The 20259-nt window shown below is 61.9% G+C and carries 21 protein-coding genes, 1 tRNA gene and 1 pseudogene; 10 read left to right on the forward strand and 13 right to left on the reverse strand.

The window, feature by feature from the left end; all coding sequences use genetic code 11:
- Positions 1-81: 81 nt before the first annotated feature.
- The 3 genes and pseudogenes from U5A56_RS09795 to U5A56_RS09805 all read left to right on the forward strand — a co-directional run bounded on the left by U5A56_RS09795 (position 82) and on the right by U5A56_RS09805 (position 2022).
- Positions 82-166 (forward strand) — tRNA-Leu (locus U5A56_RS09795).
- A gap of 173 nt (positions 167-339) precedes the next feature.
- Positions 340-1565, forward strand: a pseudogene (locus U5A56_RS09800) (tyrosine-type recombinase/integrase).
- 145 nt (positions 1566-1710) lie between these two features.
- Positions 1711-2022: a hypothetical protein gene (locus U5A56_RS09805; protein WP_321922037.1), complete on the forward strand. Its 312-nt coding sequence runs from the start codon at positions 1711-1713 to the stop codon at positions 2020-2022.
- A gap of 103 nt (positions 2023-2125) precedes the next feature.
- Here the strand turns inward: U5A56_RS09805 and U5A56_RS09810 are convergent, their stop codons facing one another.
- From U5A56_RS09810 to U5A56_RS09830, 5 genes are all read right to left on the reverse strand, one after another.
- Positions 2126-2707 (reverse strand): recombinase family protein, encoded by a 582-nt coding sequence (locus U5A56_RS09810; RefSeq protein ID WP_321922194.1) that lies wholly within the window; start codon positions 2705-2707, stop codon positions 2126-2128.
- Between the two features lie 589 nt (positions 2708-3296).
- Positions 3297-5273 carry an antiviral reverse transcriptase Drt3b gene (gene drt3b / locus U5A56_RS09815; RefSeq protein WP_321922038.1) on the reverse strand — a complete coding sequence of 659 codons (1977 nt, stop codon included), beginning with the start codon at positions 5271-5273 and terminating at the stop codon, positions 3297-3299.
- The gene (drt3a, locus tag U5A56_RS09820) at positions 5266-6528 is read right to left on the reverse strand and encodes an antiviral reverse transcriptase Drt3a (protein ID WP_321922040.1); all 1263 of its coding nucleotides are present in this window, start codon (positions 6526-6528) and stop codon (positions 5266-5268) included. The genes drt3b and drt3a overlap by 8 nt, the downstream gene beginning before the upstream one ends.
- Positions 6529-6734: 206 nt before the next feature.
- On the reverse strand, positions 6735-6875 hold the full coding sequence (locus tag U5A56_RS09825) for a hypothetical protein (RefSeq protein WP_321922042.1): 141 nt from the start codon (positions 6873-6875) through the stop codon (positions 6735-6737).
- A 29-nt stretch (positions 6876-6904) separates the two neighbouring features.
- Entirely contained in the window at positions 6905-7096 is a 192-nt protein-coding gene (locus U5A56_RS09830) for a hypothetical protein (RefSeq protein WP_321922044.1), read from the reverse strand.
- Positions 7097-7654: 558 nt separating this feature from the next.
- On the opposite strand from U5A56_RS09830, the gene U5A56_RS09835 reads away from it, so the two are divergent.
- Entirely contained in the window at positions 7655-7825 is a 171-nt protein-coding gene (locus U5A56_RS09835; protein WP_321922045.1) for a hypothetical protein, read from the forward strand.
- Between the two features lie 39 nt (positions 7826-7864).
- On the opposite strand, the gene U5A56_RS09840 is transcribed toward U5A56_RS09835, so the two are convergent.
- Positions 7865-8755: an alpha/beta hydrolase gene (locus U5A56_RS09840; RefSeq protein WP_321922046.1), complete on the reverse strand. Its 891-nt coding sequence runs from the start codon at positions 8753-8755 to the stop codon at positions 7865-7867.
- Positions 8756-8860: 105 nt separating this feature from the next.
- Here U5A56_RS09840 and U5A56_RS09845 point away from each other — a divergent pair, with 105 nt between their 5' ends.
- Entirely contained in the window at positions 8861-9748 is an 888-nt protein-coding gene (locus U5A56_RS09845; RefSeq protein WP_321922048.1) for a LysR family transcriptional regulator, read from the forward strand.
- A 125-nt stretch (positions 9749-9873) separates the two neighbouring features.
- Here U5A56_RS09845 and U5A56_RS09850 read toward each other — a convergent pair whose 3' ends face one another.
- The 3 genes from U5A56_RS09850 to U5A56_RS09860 form a co-directional block, all read right to left on the reverse strand.
- Complete coding sequence (locus U5A56_RS09850; protein WP_321922050.1) at positions 9874-10803, reverse strand: LysR family transcriptional regulator; 930 nt, start codon at positions 10801-10803, stop codon at positions 9874-9876.
- Positions 10804-10991: 188 nt separating this feature from the next.
- Entirely contained in the window at positions 10992-11765 is a 774-nt protein-coding gene (locus U5A56_RS09855; RefSeq protein WP_044845613.1) for an SDR family oxidoreductase, read from the reverse strand.
- Between the two features lie 192 nt (positions 11766-11957).
- Positions 11958-12458 carry a DinB family protein gene (locus U5A56_RS09860; RefSeq protein WP_044845612.1) on the reverse strand — a complete coding sequence of 167 codons (501 nt, stop codon included), beginning with the start codon at positions 12456-12458 and terminating at the stop codon, positions 11958-11960.
- Between the two features lie 210 nt (positions 12459-12668).
- Between U5A56_RS09860 and U5A56_RS09865 the strand changes: the two genes are divergently transcribed.
- Both U5A56_RS09865 and U5A56_RS09870 read left to right on the forward strand, forming a co-directional pair.
- Positions 12669-13385 (forward strand): 16S rRNA pseudouridine(516) synthase, encoded by a 717-nt coding sequence (locus U5A56_RS09865; protein ID WP_321922052.1) that lies wholly within the window; start codon positions 12669-12671, stop codon positions 13383-13385.
- 105 nt (positions 13386-13490) lie between these two features.
- On the forward strand, positions 13491-13679 hold the full coding sequence (locus U5A56_RS09870) for a hypothetical protein (RefSeq protein ID WP_044845610.1): 189 nt from the start codon (positions 13491-13493) through the stop codon (positions 13677-13679).
- Here U5A56_RS09870 and U5A56_RS09875 read toward each other — a convergent pair.
- The gene (locus U5A56_RS09875) at positions 13662-14699 is read right to left on the reverse strand and encodes an NAD-dependent epimerase/dehydratase family protein (protein WP_321922055.1); all 1038 of its coding nucleotides are present in this window, start codon (positions 14697-14699) and stop codon (positions 13662-13664) included. The two genes, U5A56_RS09870 and U5A56_RS09875, sit on opposite strands and share 18 nt — an antisense overlap.
- Positions 14700-14805: 106 nt before the next feature.
- Here U5A56_RS09875 and U5A56_RS09880 point away from each other — a divergent pair, with 106 nt between their 5' ends.
- The 3 genes from U5A56_RS09880 to U5A56_RS09890 all read left to right on the forward strand — a co-directional run bounded on the left by U5A56_RS09880 (position 14806) and on the right by U5A56_RS09890 (position 17787).
- Entirely contained in the window at positions 14806-15837 is a 1032-nt protein-coding gene (locus tag U5A56_RS09880; RefSeq protein ID WP_257772996.1) for a CDP-6-deoxy-delta-3,4-glucoseen reductase, read from the forward strand.
- A 296-nt stretch (positions 15838-16133) separates the two neighbouring features.
- On the forward strand, positions 16134-17318 hold the full coding sequence (locus U5A56_RS09885) for an acetylornithine transaminase (RefSeq protein WP_044845607.1): 1185 nt from the start codon (positions 16134-16136) through the stop codon (positions 17316-17318).
- 13 nt (positions 17319-17331) lie between these two features.
- Positions 17332-17787 (forward strand): GNAT family acetyltransferase, encoded by a 456-nt coding sequence (locus tag U5A56_RS09890; protein WP_321922057.1) that lies wholly within the window; start codon positions 17332-17334, stop codon positions 17785-17787.
- A 21-nt stretch (positions 17788-17808) separates the two neighbouring features.
- On the opposite strand, the gene U5A56_RS09895 is transcribed toward U5A56_RS09890, so the two are convergent.
- The 3 genes from U5A56_RS09895 to U5A56_RS09905 form a co-directional block, all read right to left on the reverse strand.
- Positions 17809-18480 (reverse strand): DUF2278 family protein, encoded by a 672-nt coding sequence (locus tag U5A56_RS09895; protein WP_321922059.1) that lies wholly within the window; start codon positions 18478-18480, stop codon positions 17809-17811.
- Positions 18481-18750: 270 nt separating this feature from the next.
- A complete protein-coding gene (locus tag U5A56_RS09900) occupies positions 18751-19467 on the reverse strand; it encodes an ABC transporter ATP-binding protein (protein ID WP_044845604.1) in 717 nt (238 codons plus the stop codon).
- On the reverse strand, positions 19467-20243 hold the full coding sequence (locus U5A56_RS09905) for an ABC transporter ATP-binding protein (RefSeq protein WP_044845603.1): 777 nt from the start codon (positions 20241-20243) through the stop codon (positions 19467-19469). Before U5A56_RS09905 ends, U5A56_RS09900 begins: the two co-directional genes overlap by 1 nt.
- Positions 20244-20259 lie beyond the last annotated feature (16 nt).

Here is a 20259-nt window from a genome sequence, read left to right on the forward strand (position 1 = left end):
TGCCCGGTGCCCCGTTTTCCGCCATAATTCGCGTTTCGCCGCGCACAATCCGTACGAATCGCATGCGCGGCCAGGATCAAAGCCCAGGTGGTGAAATTGGTAGACGCAGGGGACTCAAAATCCCCCGCCGCAAGGCGTGCCGGTTCGATTCCGGCCCTGGGCACCAGCTAATGTTCCTCGAAATTCCCGACCGGTCGCAAAAACCTTGATAAATAAAGGCGCGGAGGGAAATTTCGTTCCGGAAGAGTCCGGCTCGGTTCGTTGAAAGCCGGGGGTACGCAGGGGTACTTTTAGGGGTACGTCCTCACTTCGAGGCTCCAACTAACGGAGATACCCCTGATGCCCTTGACCGACACGGCAATCTGGACTGCCAAGCCGGGACCAAAGATTCAAAAAATCTACGACAGCAACGGCCTGTTCTTGCAAGTCATGCCGAGCGGCCAAAAATACTGGCGGCTCAAGTTCAAGTATTACTTCGCCGGGAAGGAAAAACTGCTTGCACTCGGCGTATACCCTGACGTCTCGCTGGCCGTCGCTCGTAAGAAGCGCGACGAGGCACGCGCCAAACTCGTCGAAGGCATCGATCCGAATGAAGCGAAAAAGATCTAGAAACGCACGGCCAAGCTGAACGCCTTCAACACATTCGAGCCAATCGCGCGCGCTTGGCTCGAAGAGCGCAAGTCGCACGTCGAGATTGGTCAGCATCAAAAGACGCTTGCCCGCATGGAAAACGATGTATTTCCGTGGCTTGGCAAGCGTCCGATCAAGGAAATCGACGCGCCGGAGATTCGGGAAGTGCTCAAACGGATCGACAGTCGAGGCGCGCGGTACACAGCGCACCGCGTCCGCAGCGAAATCAGCCGCGTTTTTCGGTATGCGATCCAGAATGGCAAGCTGAACCTCAATCCTGCTAAGGACCTGATCGGTGCGATTCCGCCTGCCACCGCAACGCACTTTGCCTCGATCACCGGATCCGAAAAAAATCGGCGAAATGCTGCGCGCGTTCGACGGGTTCAGCGGAACATTTCCGGTGCTCTGCGCACTCAAGCTTGCGCCGATGTTGTTCGTTCGCCCCGGCGAACTACGCAAGGCCGAATGGAGTCAGTTCGATTTGGGCAAAGGCGAATGGCGCTATCTCGTCACGAAAACCAAGACCCGATCACCTTGTTCCTCTCGCTACGCAAGCCGTCGTCATCTTGCGTGATCTGCACGCGCTGACAGGTCGCGGCCGTTATGTTTTCCCCGGTGCTCGTTCTGCCGAGCGACCAATGAGCGAAGCTGCGATCAACGCGGCACTTCGTCGCTTGGGATATGACACACGCACGGAAATTACCGGACACGGCTTTCATGCGATGGCCCGTACCATCCTGCACGAAGAGCTGGAGCAGAAGCCGGAAGTCATTGAACACCAGTTGGCACACGCCGTACCGGACGCGCTCGGCTCAGCGTACAACCGCACAAAATTCCTCAAGGAGCGCCGCCTGATGATGCAGCAATGGGCGGACTACCTTGAACGGCAAAAAGTCGGGGCGGAAATTATTCCGCTCAGCGCGGAAGCGGCCTGATCAAGTTGTAGTTCCCCACGTTACACCTCAAGGCTGCGCCGACATCAGACGTAAACGAAATGGTTTAGATAAATTAAACACTTTCGTTTACTTCGCCCCGTCGATGCAGTAGCATGATTCGCAATTCAACACTTGAGGACCCGTCATGGCCCACCCCGATCCGCTTGAGCAAATCATGAAAACCGTCGTGGAAGGTTTCAAGCAAACGACCGATCAACTGCGAGAACTGCACGAGAAGCAAGCAAGGCTCGAACAGACGCAAAAAGAGCAAGCAAAGGCCGCGTACAACGGGATGACCGGAAGCGGCAAGTCGCGATACGTCGCGACACTGGTCGAAATCGAGCGCTCGGTCGACGACAAAGGGGCACAAGCACGGGTGGCGAACATGCTTGACCTGTCGGCAGGGCGAATCTCCCAACTGCTCAATTCGGAAAAAAACCGGAACAACGGCAAGTAGTTCGGTAAAAATAGCGCCCTTTGCGCAAGGGCGGCAGATAAGTGCGCGGCCGGTTACGTCAGCAAGCACATGCGCGCCCGCTGCCTATTTAGCTCCAGCCAGGTCATGCTGCGATATCAGCAGCAGCCTTGCTGATCGTCGGGTGCGACACCCCGTATTCCTTCGCGAGTCCGCGCGCAGTCGCACCCGCCGCCAGCTTTGCCTTAATTTCCGCGCGCTGTGCAGCCGTCAGCGATGAAGGACGACCGGCGATCTTCCCTTCTGCTTTCGCGCGCGCCAGACCTGCGTGCGTCCGCTCGACCAGTTGATCCCGCTCGAACTGCGCGAACGCCGCGAACATCCTCATAACCAAATCACCAGCCGCGCTCGTCACCTCCACCACCGGCAGGTCCAGCACAATGACGGCGACCTGCATATTCCGCAGCATCGCGACCGTCGCATCAATGTCGCGCGCGTTCCGCCCGAGCCGATCAAGCTTGGTCACAACCAGCTTGTCGCCTTCGTCAAGCTTCGCGACCAATCTGGCGAACATCGGCCGGTCCATCGCGGCAACCGTCCCGCTAATCGTTTCTTCGTACACGTGACGGGGTGCAACGACGTACCCCGCCTTTTCGGCCAGCATGATTTGGTTCGCTGTCGTTTGGTCGCCGGTGCTCACGCGTGCGTATAGAAAAGTCTTGGACATGGCGCGCCCGATGGAAAGATAACGTGGTAAATATGCCATGTGGAAACCTATTCCGGAACACGGACTTTATTTCCACTTTTCCAGCGTGTTTTGTAGCGGCAAGAAAACGGTCGGTTTTTTACCGAAGCAGGATCGACTATCCGCGCCAGATGAGTGACGACTCACATTTGCCGCACATAAGTTCGTACCGACGAACGTCGCCCCGATCTGTAGTGCTCCGATCGTCGAAATGGAATCTCTAGAAATGCGAGGCGTTAGCTGGATCGATGCAAGACACCTCAATGATCCCAGCCCTAGACTGGGCACGCACAGCGGATGAGCGATCGAGCAGATTGACAGCAGGACGCGCACAGAACCCGCTGAGTTGCAGCGGGACGTGGCTAAGGTTGGTGAAAGATGATCGGGTCGCTGAGTGTGTGCAACTTCCACTGTGTGAACAGCTCGGACAGCTTCAGCCGCTCATATGCCAGTCTGCGCGGCGCTTCCATATCGGAGCAGCCACCTATGCCTGTCATAGAAGTACGGTCGCCCCGTGCAAGCGACTTCCGTGGAGGAGCCACGACCATCTTTCGACACGGATTGTAACCGCTCAATATGCACGCTTCAATTCCTTTTTCTCAAGCGAGTTCAGCAAATCAACCTCAGTCCAGTTCACAAACCAATACTGCTTCGATGCAGCCTCAAGAAACTTATCCAGTTCCCCTGCCGAAGGGGGGGTCATCTTCAGTTGGACATAAAATCGTGATATCCATCGGCGACGCTGAGTATGATAGACATACGGGCACGTTATCAAATCGAGAAACAAATGAGCCTTCTCCGAGTTGAAAAGGATGTCCGACAAATCTTTCAAACCGCTATCAGCCGCCTTAACCAAAAGGCGCCTGAGCCTTCTGTATTTCGGCTCTTTTCTGACATAGAACAGACCGCATGTGATATCGAAATACGAGAGCTTTCCACGCGCATCAAATAGCTCCTCTACGACCTCCTCCGAAAGAAGGTAGTTTTCGCCCAACTCCCTGCTGGCAAGCAATATGTTGCTCGCCTCAAGCCATGTGAACCCTTCTACGGCCGCACGCCTCCCCAAGCTTCCATGAGATAACAGGGAATTCGTCAAATCATATATTTTTTGCCTGATCGTCTCCTTAAACACCACCAACTTCTTATCAAAGAATCTTATTAATACAATGATAGACGTGGCGAGCTTATACGACGCACTTACCGAAGGAGAAACCGAGTACAAGAAGAAAAGCACATCAAGCAACACCAACCCGCAATCACGGTAATTCTCGGCATCATCGTCCGACAGAGTGTCGACATCCGAGTTCGCCAATTTCTTAATTCTTTCCGTGAAAGCAGAAATCAGATACGACGACACCTCATCATACGCAACATCATTATAAGAACATATTGATTTTACCGACTCAACAAAACTTCTCGTAAGCTTCCATTTATGGAAAATCTTCTTTGGGACAATTTTTGAAGTACCGTCAACCTCATCGATGAATTTTTCCAGAAATTCACTCGCAATCCTATTGGCATCTCGAATAATTCTAGATTTCTTTGTAACGAATGGCCGCCGAAAGCACTGCGACTTAGCAGAGTTAACATGCAAATTAAATTCCACCAACGTATCGCGATAGCATTCGAAAACTTGCTGCGCCATCCCTTCGTCACCGGAAAATATAAACACATCATCGACGTATCGGCGTATCTCGTAGTCCTCGCCATAGGCAGCACTACACCCTTCTCTTAACTTCTTTATAACTCTACTATCGACCGCCTGGAATACTATTTCAGCAAAGACTCTACTTACCTCGGGGCCGATAACAATACCATTAGTCTCATTATGGTTTGCATGACGCATTACGCCATCAAATGCCTGCCCGAAGGTCGACTCAACTGTAACGTGCGCCTTTGTAAAATCCTTGTCTTTTGTCGCCCACGATAAGCAATGCGTATATATACTATCAAAACACTTTGAAACGTCTAACGTCCATAGATGCCCGAACGCTTTCTCGAGCCCCAAAAAATCAGGGGAATCGAAGAATTTGTACAGCCTATCATATCCGCGATAGGCGAAAAAGGACGGACTGTGCTTCGCAAATTGATCCAGCGCAGCTTCCGATACTCCCCCCGTTTTATATTGACTGATATTTTCCCATGAACTTTTTGTGTAAAAAGTTGAAGCGATTTTATGCGGAGATCGAATGGACGCAGGGCTAGCAGCACAATAATGCAGCACCGCCCTTTCATACTTCTCATAGAATTCTTTTATTTTCCACTGAGAAATTGGATGAACCAAGCCGAGGCGACGGAATTCGGCTGCATTTTTTCTAATTTTATACAAATAAGGAGTGGTTGCACTACCCTTCTTTGATTTCTCACCACACACCAGCCCATCGACCAAAATCCGCGTTATTCCATTGGCATTTTGACCCGATATCACATTTCTGTACAACCCTTCGTTCGAGAAAATAATCGGAGTTTCGTACGGTAAAGTTTCCGTCACAAGCACCCGGCAGTAATCACGCTTATTGATTTGTTTTTTATTTTTATTCTTACCCATGATTCCAGCACCCCTGTATTGCGTGAATTCGGCTCGCGTGAAAATGCGCAAACGTACAGTCCTTGTGACCGCGCATGAAGCTCAACGTGAGGAGCTTCCGTTTGTGCAGTGAAGTCAATATCTTGGAACTACGAGAAAAAACTCGACCATGAGCGCTGCGAATCGCATCTCGAAGGAATTTTTCCAACTCTATCAAACTAGCGGCATCGCTTGAAATATGAGGGTAATTGTAATAAATACCCGCAAGCCTACGCTTCCCTGTGTTCAAATCCTTCACGCTAAAGTTACTTGTCAGAAATTTCAATCGATCATACAAGAGGTCAAAATCATGATCTTTCGAAAATTCTAGAAACGAAAGACATATTCTAGTCTTATATCGCGTCTTCTTATCTCTCGATATATTCACCAGCACGTCTCTGAAATGCTTATTCGGTTGCATATCATTTATTCTTTTCGGCTCCAGCACATCGAAAGAATAACCCAAATATCCGAATGAAATAACCGCCTTCCCGCTTGGCGTTTTCTCTGGACTCACCCTCTCTTTAACGCACTGCACCCGCTGCTTTGATTCATTAAATTCCAGCCCGCGAGGAAGCCTACTCTTCAGCCTCTTCAGAAATGTCGTTTCGTTTTCTAGCGCACTCGTTATCACAACAATGTCGTCTACATATCGCGCATAGAAATAAACCCCCGATATCCCCCTGACAGAAACATCAAAATCTCGCATCATCATTTCTGACAATACAGCACTAAGCGCCAACCCCCGCGGCACCCCAAGCCCGCCATTTGACTGATATGCACTTAGCAGCCATTCGGCCAAACGCTTTGTTTGAGGGCTTAGTTCAGAAATTTCGTTAACCGCCCGAATCACCTCGGAAGTATCGAATGACTCGTAAAACGACTTTATATCAAGACGATACAATCGGAACGGAATCCCTTCCGTCAATAGCAGCTTCAGATTAGCCACAATCGATTGCCGATCCGGCTGCCTAACCCTAGTTTTTCGTCGAATATTCAGCGTGATTTTTCTAAGCGTCAGCTCACTCGACAAATCAGCGACTTGATAAACACTCTTTCCATTTTTTTTGAACGCCGTCAATGGAATTACACCTTGAAAATTTGTACGCGCCGCATTAGCCGCCGCACTAATGCAATTTTTTTTATTGTTATTATCATACAAATCTGAGTGATCTCGGAAATCACTCTTCCGGAGCATGCGCAGAAGCGTAAACTCGCTGAAGGACTGATCGTACATTCGCGTTCCCCGTTCGCAACCTGTAATTATCTGTAGTGCAATAGTACCAAGCAGTGTCTTTGTAAGTCACTTGCTTGGTATTTCAGCACCAGACGGTTGTCTCAGAGTGCGCAGCGGGAGAAGGTAGGTCGTGGCTAAAGGCTGTCCTGAGAAGGAGAAGCGTTCTCAAGCGCAAAGGAACATTCGCCGGTAGTCACCAGACCCAACTACTTGCGCGACTTGCCGCCCGTACCGCGTTGCGTCCGAAGCAAATCGGCAAACTGTTGAACGAACTGCACAACGAGTACTCGCTCGTTGGCATCAAGTCCAAGCAACGCATCTGCAATGGTCGCTAACTGATCGTCCACACGCTTCGATCCTCGCTGCAAAAGCTGATCTACCGAGCAATCCAGCGCATCGCTGAGTTGCTGTAGCCGGTATCGACGATCGCATGCGCCCCGCTCTCGCTCTTCACATGCTTGGTGCCGACTGGCGGTTGTTCTACGCGGATGTAACGCGTGCACGCCACAAGGCATATTTCCGCAAACTCGGCATCAATCTCGACTGTCCGCATCAGTTGAAGCACCAAGTTCCGCTCGTAGAAATTCTCAGCCGTAAGGGTGCAATTGCGTGCACGCCGACTTGGCTGCTCGAGGCAGGTATGGCCCCGAAGCCCCGTCGCTAGATGATTGGCGCTGCTGTCGACATACGCGGTAGCGTGTTCCTTTCAATCTGACGCGCCCTTGCTCTTCACGATCAAGGGCGCGTTTCTTTTTCTGATGTGCAGGGACTGCACGTTAGCCAGTCCGAGAATTCCAACGCGCCGCACGGTTCTCGATACGATGGATCATCATGCCGTGTCCAAACACGCGGGGTGCATTCGAGCAACCGACTAGCCGCAGGGGTACCAACAGGGGTATCAGTGTTGCGGGCACGCCACGAACCCCTTAATTATCAAGGAATTAGCAAGGTTATTTCGTTCAGGCCCTGGCACCAGTCTTTCGCAGCGTCATGCGCTGCACTGTCGAAACCCGCGCAAGCTCGCCGCTTCGCGGGTTTTTTGTTGTTGCCGCGCGCGAGGCACACCGCAACGCACGCCCTTCCCCGGCGGTCCAAGCATCAGGACACGCAAGCACGGAGGCCGCTCATGTCCACGCGCGTCTTCTTTTCGAGCCCGATCCGCCGCTGCGTGCTTGCCGCGCTGTTGTCGATCCTGCTGGGCGGATGCGACCTGCTGCGCGAGCCGCCCGTGCCCGACTGGCCAGGGCCGCACGCGCCCTACCCGTTCCCGGACAGCATCCCGCACCGCACCGAGTGACCGGTTCGATCGACCGCGCACCGAGGTGCGGCCGCGCGTTCAGCGTTGCTCGCAGAACCGCGCGATCGCGTCCGCAACCGCTCCCGGCGCCTCACGCTGCGGAAAGTGCCCGACACCGTCCAGCACGGCGCGCTCGTAGCGGCCGGTGAAGAACCGCTCGCGCCCGGCCGAAGTCTCGGACCCGTTGCAGGAGTCCGCGCCGCCGTGCAGCACGAGCGTCGGCACCGACAGCACCGGTGCGGGCGTCAGTTGCGCGTCGTCGTCCGCATACGCGGCCCCGCCGTCGACGAATCCCCAGCGATAACGGTACGAGTGCAGCACCACGTCGATCCAGTCCGGGCCGTCGAAGGCCGTCGCGGCCGCGTCGAAGTCGCGTGCGTCGTACCAGCCGGCCGGCGACCACGTATCCCACATCAGGCGCGCAAACGCCCGGCGATCGTCGCGCAGCGCCTGCTCGCCGCGCGGCGTCGCCAGGAACCAGTGGTACCAGTAGTTGCGCGCCTGCGGCAGCGACAACGCCTGGGCCGGGTCGTTCGTGCCGTATCCCACCGACAGCATCACCAGATGCGAGGCCGCGCCGTCGCGCAACCCGCACGCGTTCGCAACCGCGCGCGCACCCCAGTCGTGCCCGACCAGCACGGGCCGCTCGATGCCGAGCGCGTCGATGAATTCGAGCAGGTCGCGGCCAAGCGCCGCGAGCCGGCCGCTGCGCGGCGTCGCGGGATCGCGAAAGCGGGTCGGCGCGAAACCGCGCAGCGCGGGCGCGAGCACGCGGTAGCCGCGCGCGGCCAGCGTTCGAGCCACGGCCTCCCAGCCGACCGGGCTGTCCGGCCAGCCGTGCAGCAGCACGGCCACGCGTTCGCCGCGCGGGTTCCATTCGAGATAGGCGAGTTCGAGCGACGCGGTCGTCGCATAGCGGTAAGCGGTCATGTGCACTCCGGTTGGTCAGCCTGAATGCCCGATGGTAGGCCCGTCTCTCATCACGATTCGCGGCGTATCATTACTCATTCTTCAAATATCGTGGTGAATCAACCGATGGAACCGCTGACCGATCCCGCGTCGACCGCGCTCGACATCGCGCTGTTACGCACCTTCCTCGAAGTCGTCGACAGCCGCGGCTTCGCGCCGGCCGCGGAGCGCCTCGCGCTGACGCCGTCCGCGGTCAGCGGCCACATCAAGCGGCTCGAGCAGGCGGCCGGCACGGTGCTGCTCGCGCGCACGACGCGCCGCATCGCGCTCACGCCGGCCGGCGACACGCTGTACGCGTACGCGCGCAACATCGTCGACATGGAGCGCGAAGTGCGCGCGAGGCTGCGCGGCGCGCCGGCGCATGGCCGGCTGCGGGTCGGCGCGTCGGAGGATTTCGCGGGCGCATGGCTGCCGCAGGTGCTGCGCACGTTTCGCGACAGTCATCCGCGCACATCGATCGAACTGAAGGTCGGGATCACCGCGGCACTGCTGCGCGAGCAGACGCTGGGCCGGCTCGACGTCGTGTTCGGCAAGCAATGCAGGCAGGTCGACGCGCCGGGCGAACTGCTGTGGGAAGAACCACTGGTATGGGCGTTCGCGTCGGATATGGCAATCGACGCCGAAGGCGATGTGCCGCTCGCGCTGTTCCCGGAGCCGTGCGTGTACCGGGAAGCCGCGGTGTCCTCGCTCGCCGCCGCGCTGCGGCCGTTTCGCGTGCTGTTCGAAAGCGCCAGCATGGCCGGCTGCATATCGGCCGCGCTGGCCGGCTTCGCGGTCACGGCGCTCGCGCGCAGCCAGCTGCGCGACGGCCTGCGCGCATGCGGGGCGAATGACGGCCTGCCGGCGTTGCCGGCCGCGCGCTTTTACGCGTTCGCGTCGAAGCCCGACGGCGCCTGCGCCGCGCTGATCGACGCGGTGCGGGCGACCGGGCGCACGCGGCAGTTCGCCGCCTGAGTGCGCGACGCGATGGCCGCACGTGCCGGACGTACCGCGCATGCCGCGTCGCACCGACGCCGATCGATCGGCGTCACCGGCCGGCGAATGGCGGGCGGCCCTCAGTTGCGGCCACGACGCCGCTTTCAGTCGCCGCTGCCGGCCGCGCCCGTGTCGTTCAATGCATCCGCCATCAGCTCGCCGAACCACTCGACGAACGCGTTGAGCCGCCTCGACCGATGCCGCCGATGCGGATATACGGCCGACACGTCCATCGGCGCGGCCCGATGGCCGGGCATCACCTCGACCAGCGCTCCGCTGTCGAGCAGATGCACGACGTCGAAGCGCGGAATCTGGATCAGCCCCATGCCTGCGATGCAGCTCGCGATATAGGTTTCAGCGTTGTTGACGATCACGCGGCTCGGCAGCGTCAGCGTATGCCGTCCACCGTCCGCGCAGTATTCCCAGCCGAGCTCGCGGCCGGTCGTCGGCGACGCATAGCCGATCGCCCAGTGCCCGTGCGCAAGCGCATCGGGATGCTCGGGCACGCCGCATTCGCGCAGGTAGTCGGGGCTCGCGCAGTTGATCAGCGCGAACTGCCCCAGCGGCCGCACGACGAGGCTGCTGTCCGCGAGCCGCCCGACCCGGATCGCGCAGTCGACACCCTCCTGCACGAGATCGATCGAGCGGTCGGTCGAGCCGAGCGACAGTTGCAGCTTCGGGTAGCGGCGAAACAGCGACGGCAGCGCGGGGGCGATCACGCGGCGCGCGATCCGGCTCGGCGCATCGACGTTCAGCCGCCCGATCACGTCGCGATCGCGACGCCGGAACAGCCGGTCGAGCTCGTCGGCTTCCGCGAGCAGGCGCCGGCCACGCTCCAGCAGCAGCGCGCCGTCGGCAGTCAGCTGGACCTGCCGAGTCGTACGGTGCAACAGGCGCGTGCCGAGCGCGGTCTCGAGCTGCTGGACGGCGGCCGACACGGTCGCGCGCGGCACGTCGAGTGCGTGGGCCGCCTTGATGAAGCTGCCCATCTCGGCAACCTGAAGGAAGATCCTGACCTGATCCAGCTTGTCCATCGGCAGGCAGAGAACGTGGGTTCGGACGACCGCGGCCGGCAAGCGCCGCGCGTCGCGGCCGATCCCGGCGGCACAGATGAAACGGCGCGCGGCGTTGTGTCCGCGCGCCCGTCCATTGTCCATGCAAACGGTCCATTGCGGGTCGCCGCGCACACGACGACCGCCGGCACGGCCCGTTACCGGGTCGATTACTTGGTCGTATAGCCGCCGTTGATCAGGATCGTCTGCCCGGTGATCCACCAGCCGTCGGTCACGAGATGACGGATGAACGGCACGACGTCCTCGATGTCGGTGAGGCCCGTCTTGCTGAACGGCGACAGCGCGGCGGCCGTCTTGTGATACGCGACCGCGTCGGCGCCTTCGGCCGGGTAGAAGAACGGCGTATCCATCGGGCCGGGCCCGACCGCCGTCACCGAGATGCCGCGCGCGCCGTACTCCTTCGACGCCGCGCGCGTGAAGTGCTCGACCGGCGCCTTCGATCCTTCGTAGGCCGCATAGAACGGCGTGAACGCGCCGAGCAGCGACGTCACGAGCGTGACGAGCTTGCCGTGATCCTCGAGGTGCCGCCCCGCTTCCTTGATGAAGAAGAACGCCGACTTGCTGTTCACCGCGAACATCTCGTCGTACTCGGCCTCGGTGATTTCGGTGAACGGCTTCTTCAGCACCTTGCCGACGGTATTGATCGCGATGTCGATCTTGCCGAAGCGCTGCTTCGCATCGCCGAACAGCTTCTCGACCGCGGCGGCCGTCGTCAGGTCGGCCTGGAACGTCGCGGCTTCCGCGCCGGCCGCGCGCACGGCAGCGGCCGTCTCTTCGGCCTGCGCCTGCGATGCCGCGCTGTTGTAGTGAATCGCCACCGCCTTCGCGCCGTGGCCGGCCAGGTCCCGGGCGATCAGCCCTCCGAGATTCTTGGCGCCGCCTGCGATCAGGACGACCTTGTCTGCGAGCGTATGAGTAGCCACGGTTGACTCCTGTTTGCGTTGAATGAAGCTAGGAGTGTAGGCACGCGCGACGTGCCGGTCAGCCGGGCACGGCTGGATGAATTATCCAGAAAAACGATCCAGTCAGGCATCCGGAACGGTGGGCTGCCCCACCGACGAACGCGGCGAAATCCGCTCGACGCGACACGATGCACGGCCGCCGGGCCGTGCGGTTCAGCGCGCGTACAGCGCCGCGTCAATCTTGCCGAGCAGCCACTGCATGCCGGCCAGATGCTGCTGGTCGTGGCTGCACAGGTAATGGACGAGACCGCGCACGGTCAGCGCGCCGTAGCCTTCGAACTCCCCGGTGCGCGCAAACTGCCCGGGCGTGAGGCGCGACACGAGGTCGAGCGTCTCGCGCCGCGCGTCGCGAATCGCCGCGAGCACGTCGGACGCGTACGCGGCGTCGTAGCGGCGCTCGAGCGCGAGCGCATCGCCGTCGACCGACACGAGCAGCGGGTGATCTTCGTCGAGCATCCGCCGCAGCCGCACGTGGTAGCCGTCGATTTCGATGTCGCGCACGTGGCAGAGCTGCCCGAGCGGCGAGAAATGCTCGCTCGGGATCCCGCTCCAGTCGTCGGGGGTCCAGCGCGCGTAGCCGTCCGGCACGGCGGCGAAATGGGCTTCGAGCTGACGGGGGAAATCGGCGAGTGCATCGAGCGTCGTCGGATTCATGCGGCGAACTCCGTGTCGGATGGAGACGGCGGCAGCCCGGGTACGAGCCTGCCGCCGTCGTGGCGCGACTTCACGCTGAAGCCGGACGCCCCTTGAATGCGACGTCCACTTTCCGTGAAGAACAAACGTGCGGCGCGGCGCTCCGGCAGCTTACCAGCGTGGGCAGGTTCGTGCCGGTGCCGGCGCGTGGCTTGATAGAATGCGCGCGCTATGGATCTCGAAAGCATTCTCTACACGCAGGGCTTCGGCTCGCGCCGCCAGTGTCGCGGCCTGATCGAAACGGGCCGCGTCACCGTCGCGGGCGCGAGCGCGACCGACCCCGACGCGTCGTTCGACACCGACGGCCTCGTGTTCACGGTCGACGACACCGCGTGGCCGTTCCACGCCCGCGCGTATCTCGCGCTCAACAAGCCGGCCGGCTACGAGTGTTCGCGCGAGCCGCAACACCACGCGAGCGTGTTCAGCCTGCTGCCCCCGCCGCTCGTCGCACGCGGCGTGCAATGCGTCGGCCGCCTCGACCAGGACACGACGGGCCTGCTGCTGCTGTCCGACGACGGCCAGTTCGTGCACGCGTACACGTCGCCGAAGCGCAAGGTGCCGAAAACCTACGTCGCCACCGTGCGCCACCCGCTCGACGACGCCCAGCTGGACGCGCTGCGCGCCGGCGTGCAGCTCCACGGCGAACCAAAGCCGATCGCGGCGGTCGCCGCCGACGCGCGCGACACGCACGCGCTCGCGCTGACCGTCCTCGAAGGCAAATATCATCAAGTGAAACGCATGGTCGCGGCTGCCAGCAATCGCGTCGAGGCACTGCACCGCGAAAGCATCGGCGGGTTCACGCTGCCGGACGACCTGGCGCCGGGCGCGTGGCGCTGGCTTAACGACAGCGACCTTTCAGCCCTGCGCAATCCCGTCAAAACCCTGTAAGGGAAAATCCGCACGATCGTTCGATGTCGGACCGCGTCGCGGCCGCCCGATCCCCCGCTATACTGAAATCACAAGCTGTACGAGCAGCAATGCAGGGGAGACATCATGAACTTCAACCATTCTTTCGAACTGTCGTACGTGACGATCGCGTTCGCGGTCGTGGGCGCCATCGTGATCGGCGCGCTGCTGGCCATGATGCACATGAAGCACAAATACCATCCGAACCTGATCGGCGCGCTGATCGGCGCGCTGTTGTGCTTCCTGCTGATCGAGGCGTTACCGGCGCTGACCTGACGCGCCGCGCGGCGCGAGCGTTTGAAGGAATTCGTCTACGGTCGGATAGCGCAACGTCACGCACAATTCGGCCTTGAGCCGCGCATTGGACAGGCGCCGCGACTCGCGCATGAACGACAGCAGCGCCGGCTCGAGTTGCTGCTCGGCGTCCGCGCGGCTGATCCGCGGCGGCGGCGGCAGGCCGAACACCTGCGCGACCCGGTCGAAATACTCTCCCATCCGCAGTTCGCTGTCGTCCGACGCGTGCACGGCGCGCGCCGGCTTGCCGCGCACGGCCGCGCGACGCAGGATCGCCGCGAGATCGTCGGCGTGGATGTGGTTCGTGTAGACGTCGTCGGCCGCGTCGAGTGCCGGCGTGCCGCGCTCGAGCCGCGCGAGCGGCAGCCGGTTCGCCGCGTAGATGCCGGGAATGCGCACGATGCGCGCGGACAGCACGCCGCGCACCGTCGCCGCCCGCAGCTGACGCTCGGCCGAGACGCGCCGGAACGCGCGCGGATTTGCGGGGCGCAGCGGCTGCGTTTCGTCGATTCGGGCGCCGCCGCAGTCGCCGTAGACGCCCGTCGTGCTGGCGTAGACGAGCGTCGGCGCGCGAAGGGCGTCGGGTACAATACGCGCTTCCCGCACCGGCACGCCGGCCTGTCGGGTCGCGGCGCGCAGCGTGCGCAGCCGGCCGACCGACGACACCGCCGGTGCGGACGGCCGCCGCGCAGGCACGGACAATGCGGCGATCAGCGCACGGGTGCGGCGATCGTCGCGGCCGTCGGATTGCGGCGGCGCGAGATGCAGGACCGTGCGGGCGAGGCCCGCGATACGTCCGAGCGTCGCCCGGCGATCGAGGTCGCCGACGAGCGGCGTCGCGCCTGCCGCGCGCAGTTCGTCGCGGCGGCCCGGATGGCTCGTCAGCGCGACGATGCGCAGGTTGCGGCGCGCATCGCGCCATTGCGCGACGCAGCGCAGGCCGACGTCGCCGCAGCCGACGATCAGCACGCGCGGCCGGCGCAGGATTCGAGTCGCGATCATGTTGGTTGCGAAATCAGTAGCCAGCGTTGCGCGGCGCGCAACGGGTTTGCATTGTAGCTGCCGTGCGCGATATGCACGGTCCCCACATTTTGTTCTATTTGGTTCTATGGCATTCAACGTTACTCTCAAGCAAAGCGGCCGGCAGTTCCAGGTCGAGTCGGACGAAACCGTGCTGGCGGCGGCGCTGCGCCAGAACGTCCATCTGCCGTACGGGTGCAAGAACGGCGCGTGCGGCTCCTGCAAGGGCCAGATCGTGTCGGGCCAGATCGAACAGGGCCCGCACGCCGCATCGGCACTGTCCAACGACGAGCGCACGCGCGGCCTCGCGCTGCTGTGCTGCTCGAAGGCGCAATGCGACCTCGAGATCGACGTGCGTGAAATCGCCGGCGTCGACGGCGTGCAGGTGAAGAAGCTGCCGTGCCGGATCGCCGCGCTCGAGCGCCGCGCCGACGACGTGATGGTCGTGAAGCTGCAGCTGCCGGCCAACGAACGCCTGCAATACCTCGCGGGCCAGTACGTCGAGTTCATCCTGAAGGACGGCTCGCGCCGCAGCTACTCGATGGCGAACGCGCCGCACGAGGAAGGCCCGATCGAGCTGCACATCCGCCACATGCCGGGCGGCAAGTTCACCGACCACGTGTTCGGCGCGATGAAGGAACGCGACATCCTGCGCTTCGAAGGCCCGCTCGGCACGTTCTTCCTGCGCGAGGACTCCGACAAGCCGATCGTGCTGCTCGCATCGGGCACCGGCTTCGCGCCGATCAAGGCGATCGTCGAGCACGTCAGGCATTCGGGCATCACGCGCCCGATGACGCTCTACTGGGGCGCACGCCGCAAGAAGGACATCTACCTCGGCGAGCTCGCCGAGCAATGGGCGCGCGAGATCCCGAACTTCAAGTACGTGCCGGTGCTGTCCGAGCCGGACGACGCCGACCAGTGGACCGGCCGCACCGGCTTCGTCCATCGCGCGGTGATCGAGGACCTGCCCGATCTGTCGGGCCACCAGGTGTACGCATGCGGCGCGCCGGTGATGGTCGAATCCGCACAGCGCGACTTCACGCAGCACCATGCGCTGCCGGCCGACGAGTTCTACGCGGACTCGTTCACGAGCGCCGCCGATCTCGCGCATCCGGTCTGAGCCCCGGGCGCGCCCGCGCGCCCCGCTGCGCGCCGCCGTGTCACATCCGTGGCATCGCGGCGGTTTACAGTGGGGCGCGGGATGCCTTATGCTTGCGCACATGAACCGCTTCCTGTCCGCACTTCGACGTCGCCGCTCGCCGCTCCGCCCGGATGCCGCCGGCTCGTCACGGACTCGCGCGTAACCTACTCCTCCGCTTCACCGGTTACGCACAAGCTGTTCGACCCACCAGCCACGGCCTTCCGTGGCTTTTTTATTGCCCGCTTTCCTTTCAACGTCCGCTGGAGTCTGCTGCCATGCCCCTGAACGATTACCCGATCGACTCGCTGATGTACATCACGAACCGCCCCGACATCGTGTTTACGCACGGCAAGGGTTCGTGGCTCTACGATCACACGGGCAAGCGCTATCTGGACTTCATTCAGGGCTGGGCCGTCAACAGCCTCGGCCACTGCAACGACGGCATCGTCGAAGCGCTGAAGACGCAGGCGGAGAAGCTGCTGAACCCGTCGCCCGCGTTCTACAACGAACCGATGGCGAAGCTCGCGGGCCTGCTCACGCAGCACAGCGTGTTCGACAAGGTGTTCTTCACGAACAGCGGCGCGGAAGCGAACGAAGGCGCGATCAAGCTCGCGCGCAAGTGGGGCCGCAAGTTCAAGAACGGCGCGTACGAGATCATCACGTTCGACCACAGCTTCCACGGCCGCACGCTCGCGACGATGTCGGCCAGCGGCAAGCCGGGCTGGGACACGATCTACGCACCGCAGGTGCCGGGCTTCCCGAAGGCCGAGCTGAACGACATCAACTCCGTCGAGAAGCTGATCACCGACAAGACCGTCGCGGTGATGCTCGAGCCGATCCAGGGCGAAGGCGGCGTGATCCCGGCGACGCGCGAATTCATGCAGGCGCTGCGCGCGCTGACGAAGCAGCACGACCTGCTGCTGATCGTCGACGAAGTGCAGAGTGGGTGCGGCCGCGCGGGCACGCTGTTCGCGTACGAGCTGTCCGGTATCGAGCCGGACATCATGACGCTCGCGAAAGGCATCGGCGGCGGTGCACCGCTCGGCGCGCTGCTGTCGAAGGCCGACGTCGCGGTGTTCGAGGCCGGCGACCAGGGCGGCACGTACAACGGCAACCCGCTGATGACGGCGGTCGGCTATTCGGTGATCTCGCAGCTCGTCGCGCCCGGCTTCCTCGAAGGCGTGCGCGAGCGCGCCGAATACCTGAAGCGCAGGCTGCTCGAACTGTCGGAGGAACGCGGCTTCGAGGGCGAACGCGGCGAAGGCCTGCTGCGCGCGCTGCTGCTCGGCAAGGACATCGGCCCGCAGATCGTCGAGAAGGCCCGCGACATGCAGCCCGACGGCCTGCTGCTGAACGCTGCGCGCCCGAACCTGCTGCGCTTCATGCCCGCGCTGAACGTCACGACCGAGGAAATCGACCAGATGATGGCGATGCTGCGGTCGATCCTCGACACGCTCTAAGGAAACCGCCGCGATGGATGCCGCCGCCGATGCTGTCGCGATCCGCCCGTTCGAACGCACCGACACCGATGCCGTGCTGGCCGTGTGGCGCGATGCGTTCCCGCAGTACGACGAAGCCGGCGCGCCGCCGCACCGCGATCCGCTGCGCTCGATCGAGCTGAAGCTCGCGACGCAGCCGGAGCTGTTCTTCGTCGCGACCCGCGGCGCGCGGGTCGTCGGCACGCTGATGGCGGGGTTCGACGGACATCGCGGCTGGCTCTACTCGTTCGGCGTGTCGAACGACGCGCGGCGGCTCGGCATCGGCCGCGCGCTGATCGCGCATGCGGAACGCGCGCTCGCCGCGCGCGGCTGCCTGAAGATCAACCTGCAGGTGCTGCCCGGCAACGACGATGCATGCCGCTTCTATGCGGCGCTCGGCTATCGCGTCGAGGAACGCATCTCGTTCGGCAAGACGCTGCCGGCCGCGTGACGCCGCCGGCAGCCGCCACGTTCAGCGCGTGATCGGCCCCGCGTCCGGCAGCGGATTGCCGAGCGCGTCGGTCGGCACGGCCTGCTGCTCGAACGCCGCGAAATACGCGGCCCACTGCGACTCGCTCACGCGCACGATCAACGCGCCGTCCTGCCACACGTCGTTGTGATCGTTGTGGTCGTTGCCCGCGCGATGCAGGTAGTTCGCGCCTGTCGAACCCTGGTTCATGTGCGTGTCGTGGATGCCGTTGCCCTCCCTATACGTGCGGCCGAACACGACGACGTCGAGCCCCTGCGACTGCGCGGCATTGACGAGTCGCAGCAGCGACGGGATCGGCTCCGCGTTCTCGGTGCCGTCCATCACCGCGCTGGCACGCCATGCGCCCGTCTCGTTCAGGATGTCGCTGCGCAGATAGTCGAGCGCCGGCAGCGCGGTTTGCCCGGTGAGATCGGTATAGCCTTCGGCCGCGGCCGCGAGCGTCGCCGTGACCGGATGATGGAAATCGTAGACGAGCTTGTAGTTCAGCAGGTCGTCCGCGTCGTTGGTGCCGACGTTGATCGCGACGTCCCAGTCGCCGGTCGGCAATGCGAGCGTCAGGTGGATGTGATACTGGATCTCGCTGCCGTGTGGCGAGCCCTTCAGCTGCGCCACCGACGTCACCTTCGCCTTCACGAAACCGTAATCCAGACTCATGGGTGCTCTCCGTGTCCCGATGGACCGACCATGCTACGCAGCCTGCGTGACGGTTGGTGGACGGCCGGTTTCGGAGGGCCTTCGCGCTACCGTGCCCCGCGCCGCATGGTCGGCGTCACTGTCGAATGCATGGAGTCGCGTCCGCGCGCGCAGTTCGCCGCCGGGCGCGCCGCACGAAAAAAAAGCTGTCACGGTATCCCGTGACAGCCTTTCGAAAGCCCTTGCGCGGCACGCCGGCATCCGCCGCCGCGCCGCACCGGGCCCGCTCATTTACTCACCCAGATACGCAGCCCGCACCTTCGGATCGTCGAGCATCTGCTTCGCGTCGCCTTCCATCGTGACCGTGCCGGAATCCATCACGTAGCCGCGATCGGCCGCCTGCAGCGCGAGGCGCGCGTTCTGCTCGACCAGCAGCACCGTGATGCCCTCCTTCGAGATCTCGCGCACCACTTCGAAGATCTTCTCGACCATGATCGGCGACAGGCCCATCGACGGCTCGTCGAGCAGCAGCAGCTTCGGCTTGCTCAGGATCGCGCGCGACATCGCCAGCATCTGCTGCTCGCCGCCCGACAGCGTACCCGCGAGCTGCGTCGCACGCTCCTTCAGACGCGGGAAGAAGCCGAACATCCGGTCGACGTCCTGCTTGATCTGCTCCTTGTCGTTGCGCAGGTATGCGCCCATCTGCATGTTCTCGATGATCGACATCCGCGCGAAGATCCCGCGACCTTCCGGCACCATCGCGAGGCCGCGCTTGAGCAGCTCGTGCGACGGCACGCCCTTGATCGACTTGCCGTCGTACTCGATGTCGCCCGCCGAATACGGCTTGAGACCCGTGATCGCCTTCATCGTCGTGGTCTTGCCCGCGCCGTTCGCGCCGATCAGCGTCACGAGCTCGCCCTGGCGGACTTCCATGTCAACGCCCTTGACGGCCTGGATGCCGCCGTAGTTGACCTGCAAGCCCTTGATTTTCAACATTGCCGCTGCCATCAGTGCACCCCTGCGCCGAGATATGCCTCAATCACCTTCGGATTCTTCTGCACGTCCTGCGGCAGACCCTCGGCGATCACCTTGCCGTAATCGAGCACCGTCATCCGGTTGCACAGTCCCATCACGAGCTTCACGTCGTGCTCGATCAGCAGGATCGTGCGGCCGTCCGAACGGATCTTGTCGAGCAGGCGCGTGAGTTCGACCTTCTCGGTCGCGTTCATCCCGGCCGCCGGCTCGTCGAGCGCGAGCAGCTTCGGGTCGGTCGCCAATGCGCGCGCGATTTCCAGCCGGCGCTGGTGGCCGTACGACAGGTTGCGCGACGTGTAGTCGGCGTACTGCAGCACGCCGACGTACTCGAGCAGCTCGATCGCGCGTTCCTTGATCTCGCGCTCTTCCTGGCGCTCGGCCGGCGTCTGGAACACCGCGCCCAGCAGGCCGTGCTTGGTCCGCACGTGGCGGCCCACCATCACGTTCTCCAGCGCCGTCATCCCGCCAAACAGGCGGATGTTCTGGAACGTGCGCGCGATGCCCGTCTTCGCGACCTGGTGCACCGCGGTCGGCTTGTATTCCGTGCCGTCGAGCTTGAACTCGCCGGAGTCCGGCGTGTAGAGGCCCGTGATCACGTTGAAGAACGTGGTCTTGCCGGCGCCGTTCGGGCCGATCAGGCCGTAGATCTCGCCTTCCTTGATCTGCAGGCCGACGTCGGACAGTGCCTGCAGCCCGCCGAAGCGTTTGTTCACGCCCGAGACGGACAGTCGGATTTGCTTGTCGCTCATGTGTGTATCCCCTTGT

The sequence above is a fragment of the Burkholderia sp. BCC1998 genome (assembly GCF_905339875.1).
GTDB lineage: Bacteria > Pseudomonadota > Gammaproteobacteria > Burkholderiales > Burkholderiaceae > Burkholderia.

What these genes read in the sequence shown, in the direction of transcription:
- U5A56_RS09805 (WP_321922037.1), top strand. Translation starts at nt 1,711, where the DNA reads ATGGCCCACCCCGATCCGCTTGAGCAAATCATGAAAACCGTCGTGGAA.
- U5A56_RS09810 (WP_321922194.1), bottom strand. Translation starts at nt 2,707, where the DNA reads ATGTCCAAGACTTTTCTATACGCACGCGTGAGCACCGGCGACCAAACG.
- drt3b (WP_321922038.1), bottom strand. Translation starts at nt 5,273, where the DNA reads ATGGGTAAGAATAAAAATAAAAAACAAATCAATAAGCGTGATTACTGC.
- drt3a (WP_321922040.1), bottom strand. Translation starts at nt 6,528, where the DNA reads ATGTACGATCAGTCCTTCAGCGAGTTTACGCTTCTGCGCATGCTCCGG.
- U5A56_RS09835 (WP_321922045.1), top strand. Translation starts at nt 7,655, where the DNA reads ATGTCCACGCGCGTCTTCTTTTCGAGCCCGATCCGCCGCTGCGTGCTT.
- U5A56_RS09840 (WP_321922046.1), bottom strand. Translation starts at nt 8,755, where the DNA reads ATGACCGCTTACCGCTATGCGACGACCGCGTCGCTCGAACTCGCCTAT.
- U5A56_RS09845 (WP_321922048.1), top strand. Translation starts at nt 8,861, where the DNA reads ATGGAACCGCTGACCGATCCCGCGTCGACCGCGCTCGACATCGCGCTG.
- U5A56_RS09850 (WP_321922050.1), bottom strand. Translation starts at nt 10,803, where the DNA reads ATGGACAAGCTGGATCAGGTCAGGATCTTCCTTCAGGTTGCCGAGATG.
- U5A56_RS09860 (WP_044845612.1), bottom strand. Translation starts at nt 12,458, where the DNA reads ATGAATCCGACGACGCTCGATGCACTCGCCGATTTCCCCCGTCAGCTC.
- U5A56_RS09865 (WP_321922052.1), top strand. Translation starts at nt 12,669, where the DNA reads ATGGATCTCGAAAGCATTCTCTACACGCAGGGCTTCGGCTCGCGCCGC.
- U5A56_RS09870 (WP_044845610.1), top strand. Translation starts at nt 13,491, where the DNA reads ATGAACTTCAACCATTCTTTCGAACTGTCGTACGTGACGATCGCGTTC.
- U5A56_RS09875 (WP_321922055.1), bottom strand. Translation starts at nt 14,699, where the DNA reads ATGATCGCGACTCGAATCCTGCGCCGGCCGCGCGTGCTGATCGTCGGC.
- U5A56_RS09880 (WP_257772996.1), top strand. Translation starts at nt 14,806, where the DNA reads ATGGCATTCAACGTTACTCTCAAGCAAAGCGGCCGGCAGTTCCAGGTC.
- U5A56_RS09885 (WP_044845607.1), top strand. Translation starts at nt 16,134, where the DNA reads ATGCCCCTGAACGATTACCCGATCGACTCGCTGATGTACATCACGAAC.
- U5A56_RS09890 (WP_321922057.1), top strand. Translation starts at nt 17,332, where the DNA reads ATGGATGCCGCCGCCGATGCTGTCGCGATCCGCCCGTTCGAACGCACC.
- U5A56_RS09895 (WP_321922059.1), bottom strand. Translation starts at nt 18,480, where the DNA reads ATGAGTCTGGATTACGGTTTCGTGAAGGCGAAGGTGACGTCGGTGGCG.
- U5A56_RS09900 (WP_044845604.1), bottom strand. Translation starts at nt 19,467, where the DNA reads ATGGCAGCGGCAATGTTGAAAATCAAGGGCTTGCAGGTCAACTACGGC.
- U5A56_RS09905 (WP_044845603.1), bottom strand. Translation starts at nt 20,243, where the DNA reads ATGAGCGACAAGCAAATCCGACTGTCCGTCTCGGGCGTGAACAAACGC.